Annotated in this window: 3 protein-coding genes; 1 reads left to right on the top strand and 2 read right to left on the bottom strand. The window is 44.5% G+C overall.

The window, feature by feature from the left end:
* A partial coding sequence (locus tag G9G53_RS03680; RefSeq protein ID WP_165145380.1) for an IS3 family transposase occupies positions 1-643 on the top strand: 643 nt, incomplete at its 5' end.
* A gap of 62 nt (positions 644-705) precedes the next feature.
* Here G9G53_RS03680 and G9G53_RS03675 read toward each other — a convergent pair.
* Positions 706-1029, bottom strand: a complete 324-nt coding sequence (locus G9G53_RS03675) for a hypothetical protein (RefSeq protein WP_069292099.1) — start codon at positions 1027-1029, stop codon at positions 706-708.
* Between the two features lie 16 nt (positions 1030-1045).
* Entirely contained in the window at positions 1046-6463 is a 5418-nt protein-coding gene (locus G9G53_RS03670) for a polymorphic toxin-type HINT domain-containing protein (protein WP_238794810.1), read from the bottom strand.
* Between the last annotated feature and the right edge of the window lie 62 nt (positions 6464-6525).

The raw sequence follows: 6525 nt of genomic DNA, 5'->3' as shown, positions 1-6525 counted from the left end.
CGATCATGGAGTCTGGATGAACCATAAAAAGGTACTCCGGCTCATGCAGGTCTTGGGAATCCGCTCACAAATTCGCCGGAAACATCGCTGCAACTATGCTTCCTCTACGAAAGGTCGTATGGCGAAAAATCTGCTAAAACAGGATTTCAAGGCGGACAAACCTAATCAAAAATGGGTCACAGATATCACGCAATATCGTGTGGGAGATTGCTGGCTATATCTGTCTGCGATTAAAGACTTGTTCAATAACGAAATTATCGCGTACCAGATGAGCCATAGAAATGATAACGAACTGGTTTTACAGACGTTTCGACAAGCCTTTAAACAGCAAAAAGACGTGACTGGCCTCATCGTTCACAGCGACCAGGGATTCCAGTACACGTCCCATGCGTACCATGACATGCTGCCAAAGGTTGGCGCCCGGATCAGCATGTCTCGCCGAGGCAATTGTTATGATAATGCCTCGATGGAGAGCTTCTTCTCGCATCTCAAAACGGAAGGGCTCTACCCATATGATATCCGAAATATGGACGAGGCACAAAGGAGAATAGAAGAATATATTCGATTTTACAACCAATGTCGCCCACAACGAAAGTTAAATAAGCTGCCTCCGAAAGAGTATCGGAAGCAGCTTATAGCCTAGGGTCTTTTTTCAGTGTCTATAAAATGGGGTATTGACCAGATTTCCCCTTGAGGTCAACAATATTAAAAATCATCGGGATGAGACCAATCAAAATCATCTTCGGAAAGATTATCTCTTGCGTTAAGCATACCCATAAAATATTTAACTGTATCCTCTAATGTTTCTGAGATTGTCTTACCAAACCCAACTCCACTCTCCGCAGAATCATCCTCAAGACTTTTAAGTTGGATATTCGTGAAACCTGCGAAAGTACCATTCGGTCGCTCGTAGACTTTTACCTTAAATTTTCCAAATGGAATCTTATTCAACTCCCAAACTTGAAATTCCGCAACGCATTTCTCAATTCTGGAAATACCTGTAATATTCATAGTTTTCCAATGTTCCAAAATACCACCCACCATTTTATTGTTTTCCAAACGAAATAATTGTACCATCCGGGGCTAAATCAATATACTTTCCATTCTTCTTGTATCTAATTACTCCCTGTACTTTTCCATCCACAGGTTTTTTTGTAGCACCACGCAGATTTTGAGCAAACCCTTCAGCTTTTCTGATATATTGGGCTACATCTTCGGCCCCTACCTCTGTCCCATGCTTCTTAAAGTGAGAGATTGCCGAATCCCCTACGGAATCGAAACTTCCTTTATTCCATTTTGACAAGTTAGAATTTGTTAGATCAAAAGGATTACAGTTGATATTATGAACCCAAATCCCCAAATCACTAACAAAGTAGGTGTGGAAGTCATCGACTGTAAAATTGTACACCTTAACCTTCTCATCATGCTTTACAATATTGATTTTATCCACCGTCAAGGTATTTCCGTTGCTTTGCTGTAGCTTATTCCCTACCTGTAAGTCAGCTGCTAAGACCCAACCTTTACCTTCAACCCAAAACGGATGGTTTTCGGTTGTTTCGATAATTTGATCGCCTACCGTAAGTTCATAGGTGATCTCCTTATCATTTCGATACAGATGCGTGACTTCCTTGTAAGCCTGTTCATCTGTTACTTCATCCTTGGCGAGAACCTTATCTCCGACTTCAATGTCTTCGATATTCTTCTCCCCTTCGTCTGTTTGAACTTTAGTCCCCGCCGTAAAGCAATTACAAGGGAGTGCCTTGGCTGATTTCAGATTTTTTTCTGTCAATTCAACAGAACGTTCAACATATCTTCCCTCCTTACTCGTCAGCTGTATGATCAATTTTCCACCTTTAACAAACTTACCAACAGGTATAAATCCTGCCAGAGCAAGTGTTTTGTCATATGCGGACGATTTGGGATCAAGTATCGTGTTTATATCATCTACAATCAAGAAATTGGCTACAGCCGTGGATGCCTGAATAGTTCCTGCTTTAAACTCATTCCAGCATGTCCCCATGCCTACTCTTTGACAATGAATAGCCGTCTTCTGGTTAGTATAAAATATTCCGCCTTTAGTCGTAGGCATAAGTTCATGCCCACTAGGGTCTACATATCCAAGCGGATTATTGGCTACATACGCATACCAGTTCAAGCTCTGCGGATTGCTGATCTCTCCCTGATACGTATCCTCGCCCATAAAACGAGCTGTGCCAGGGTCGTACCAGCGAGCCCGCAGGTACTGGAGCCCGGTCGTGTCATCCCAATACTCGCCAGCATAACGCAACACGTTCGGAACGGTCTCTTTGACCTTCTCCGGGCCACCCCAGATATCGTAGCTGTAGCTATTCAGTTCCTTGCCCGAACTATCACTTAGTCCTACCACATCACCGTGGCCATTCAACTGATAGTATTGCAGTTGTCCACTTGCTTTGTCTTGTCTGGCCCACAGTTGACCGGACAAGTCATACACATAAGCGTAGATGATTTTCGCTGTTCCACCTTGGACCTCGGCTTCCGCAATTAGCTTCGCTTCTTCGTCATAGTAATACCGAGTCGTTTTTCCGCCCTCTGTACGCTCGTACAGTAGACCGTCTCCGTTATAGCTGTACCCGACCTCTTTGCCTTCACCGCTCACCTTTGTCAGACGGCTGACAGAATCATACGTATATTCAGCGTTCTTCATACCGAACACTTTGCCACTGCCTTCGGCGCTTCGGTTTCCATTCGGATCGTAGCCATAGGTCTTATTCTTCTCACTTGCGGCTTCGCTGGCAATACGGTTTAACGGGTCATATCCAAACTGGTCTGTTGTTCCGTTTTGTGTACGACCAATGATGTTTTTATTCCCATCGCGTTCATACCCAAATTGGTGTAATGCCGTACCACTTTGCTCCACCGTAACCCCGGACAAATCCAGTCCGTTATAGCTGAATCGCGTACTCAGTCCTCTGCTTGAAGCCTGACTTTTCAGCAAACCATTCGGTGCATACTCAAACGTCATGCTATCCAGGGATCCACCCGCAGCAGCACTCGCTTCTCCCAAACTCTGTACATTTGCCGCACCGGCCCCAGCGCTAATGTCCATTTGGGTAACTCGGCCCACACTGTCCAGCTTGGATTGAACGTGCATAGACGTGCCAGCAGCATCTGTTAGCACATAGCCTGTACGAGACTGCTTGTTGTATTCATAGCTGATGTGCGTACCATCAGGGTACTTCAGCCCAGTCAAGGCTCCATCTGATGGATCATAGGCATAGGAGGTCGTTCCCTGACCATCAGTCATGCTTTTTCTTCGTCCTGCGCTGTCATAGGTGTAATTGGTTTTAAAATCGGGACCCGCCGCTTCGGTAACTAATCCGTCAGCGTTATATTGAAAGGTAATGGCCTCCGATTTTCCTGTCAACATACGGGTGATGTTTCCATCTGTATCGTAAATATTTAACGTAGTTCCTCCGCTTGATTTCTCAAGTAACGTACGTCTGCCCAGCTCATCGTATGAATACACATTCTTTTGCCCATCAGGAAACTGAACGGTCTTCAAATTCCCGGCTAGATCATACACATAGCTGACCTGCTGTCCGGATGGATCAGTGACCGAGGTCATTTGTCCCAAAGCATCGTAATCATAGAGCGTGCGTTGACCATTACCGTCTGTACGGCTAGTGACCATACCCGCATAATTATAAGCTAACGATTCCAGCGGCTGAAATGATCCATTTTTAGCTTCTTGTGTGGAAGTCACACGACCTAAAGCATCTGATACTTCACGCACACGATAACCGGACGCATCCGTCTGAGTAACAGTACGATCCACTGCGTTATAAGTCACGGTATCTGTGGTTCCATCCGCATAGGTCGTCTTCACAGGTCGTCCAAAGGCATCATAGGCATAGCGAGTGGTTGCTTGTTCAGCATCCGTGCTTTCTACCATATCTCCATGATCATCATAACCATATCCGTAAATCGCATCACCCACCTGCTGCTGGAGCATCTGTCCGAATGGATTATACATTCTTTCAGCACTTACTCCATCTGGTCCGGTGACGGTGACATCGTTCGTATCATCCTTATACACCACAACCGTCTGAGTTCCATCCGGATAAGTAACCTTCGTTACACGTCCCAAAGCGTCATATACGTAGGACTCTGTTTTGCGCTTGGCATCTGTTTGGGACTTGATTTCCCCAGTCGGATAATAATCATACGTATACTCAACACCTTTAGGCAAAAGCTGTCTTGTTGGGAGCTGAGAACCATAGGGAGATGTATAATCAATCGAAACATCCGTATAGTTTCTGTCATCAATAAGAACTTTCTGACCACTTACATTCCCTTTTGCATTGTAAAAAGTATAGGTATCTGATAAAAGCTTCCCTTGCTCTGTACCTTCATAGTTTTTCAGTTCATACAATGTACCCTCTGCTTTATAAGTTCGAACTGTCGTTCCAGTTTTTCCTTCACTTATTTTAGTAACCGTCTGGGTAGGTTGAATCCAGAAAAAAGGCTCACTAGAGGTTTTATACGTATGAACAGTCTCCAATCCAGTACTTTGGGATACTTTTAGTGGAAGACCATATTCATTGTAGTCATAGGAGGTGGTTACAGGTTCTGACGAAGAACCTCCCTCCGTATACGACTCTTGCATTTGCACAGGCAAATTCCAGTCCATGGCATCATTATATATGTAGTTTATATGATAGCCGGTAGAATCACCCTCTTGATCATAGCGGTTAAGAACAAGCTTGTCTGGTGTATTATCACCTCTAAAGACTTTACCAAAATGGAAGGTTTCCGCTGTACGTGTCCCTTTGGCAACCACCGTCCATTCAGCGTTTTTCCCATAGTTGGCTAGATCTTCTCCGGAATAGGTGAAATCAATTTTATTTAAAAAACGATTGCCTGCGGTTGTACTGTACATATCAGCGCGTGAAACCACCTTGAACACGCCTTCTGTACCGTATACACCTATCTGCTTGTTAAATGCTTCATAACGAATGTCTGTGATCGATGAAGTAGGTCGTACAATTCGTGTAAGCAACGCCGATGCATTTTGCTGTAGGGCTCCAGTCTTTCCTTCACCATCTACGACCACATTAAAAGGAGCGTCCATGAATGTATACGCATAGCTTGTGCTTCTGGAAAGAGAATCCAACACTTCTGACAGCACCTTGCTGCTTCCCTCGCCACTTTGACGATAGGTGTACTGATGGTCTGTGCCCTGTTCTTTAACAACAAGCTGTCCAGCATTGTAAGTGAAGTCAAGCTCTTTGCCATCATTATTTCGAATCGAACGAATGAGCTTTGCTCCACCAGAACTTGTATAATCAAATTCCACCTGATTCTTATACGCATCCTGGATTAAAATCAAATAACCGTCCTGATCCAGATAATAGTTATTTCCATTTAGCACTGCTATTTTGTACGCACTGCTTACCCCCTGCACGTTTGCGCTTTGATCTGTACTGATCTTCAGATCTTTGTAGGCATATCCTTCAAGCTGCAAATCATCTTTTACCTCATATGAGCCTGTTCCCGGCATATACAAATACCGCTTACCATCCTGTTTCTGTATATGAGGAAGATCCCATTTCCAGCCTCTCCCCAGACCAGAAGCTGCTTCTTCCTCGCGGATGGCACTTGTGTTTGTATACAACCCTTCATTTTGCTGCACACCAATCTGATTATTTGCCAATGAACTGTTATACACACGAGTCAATGCAAAGGGCAATGACCCCGGCAGTACCAAATCCGTATTTTGAACAACGAGCTGTCCTGAAGCGGTGGACACACTGTTGTCACCATGGTCCATTCCATAACGAGACGTATCATCACTTAGCCTGCTTTGTGCAAGCGCCGCCTGATCAAAAGGAGCATACACATCTGTTGTAGCAGATACCTGCAACAAACTTTGTTGAAGTAAATTCTGCCCGATCAGACTGTATTCTCCTGGAATCAGCGCATATACAGAATCATTTACACGGGGTATGGATGGTATAACCATCTCAGTCGTGTCTGGAGCCGGCGCTTTATCCTCTTCCTTATCTAGCGGTTGTTGAGTTGCCTTTTCATCCTGGGCGGCCTGAGTGGGCTTTTCGCCCTCCTTCAGTGCAGCCGACTCATCGGATGGTTCCACCTTTGTATTTGTGCTCAATGTCAGTCCATTCTGCTGTACCCACAAGCTTGGACTTTGTTCTGGTAATGAATTTTCTCCACCATCTTTTTGCCATGCTTTATAAATATCATATAAGGTATAGCCTTTGGATAACTGTGCATTGACCCACGCCTGATCCTTACCTGTTTGCTGTGCAAGCCAAGCTCTGGTAATAATCTGCGGAGTAGAAGACGAAGAAGATTGAGAAGTTGCTGCCTCTCCACGACCTGCTTCTCCATATGCCCATGTGCTCCATGAACCCAGTAACATCAGCACACATAGTAGACTACAAATATAACGTTTAAACACTCGCTCACCCCTATTAATAATGCCTATACATCTAATGATCTGTTATATTTTTTCGAAGCCAA

The organism is Paenibacillus sp. EKM206P (assembly GCF_011066155.1).
GTDB lineage: Bacteria > Bacillota > Bacilli > Paenibacillales > Paenibacillaceae > Paenibacillus > Paenibacillus polymyxa_D.
Note: the sequence above shows the minus strand (reverse complement) of the source record. Positions and strands in the feature narration are given on the sequence as shown.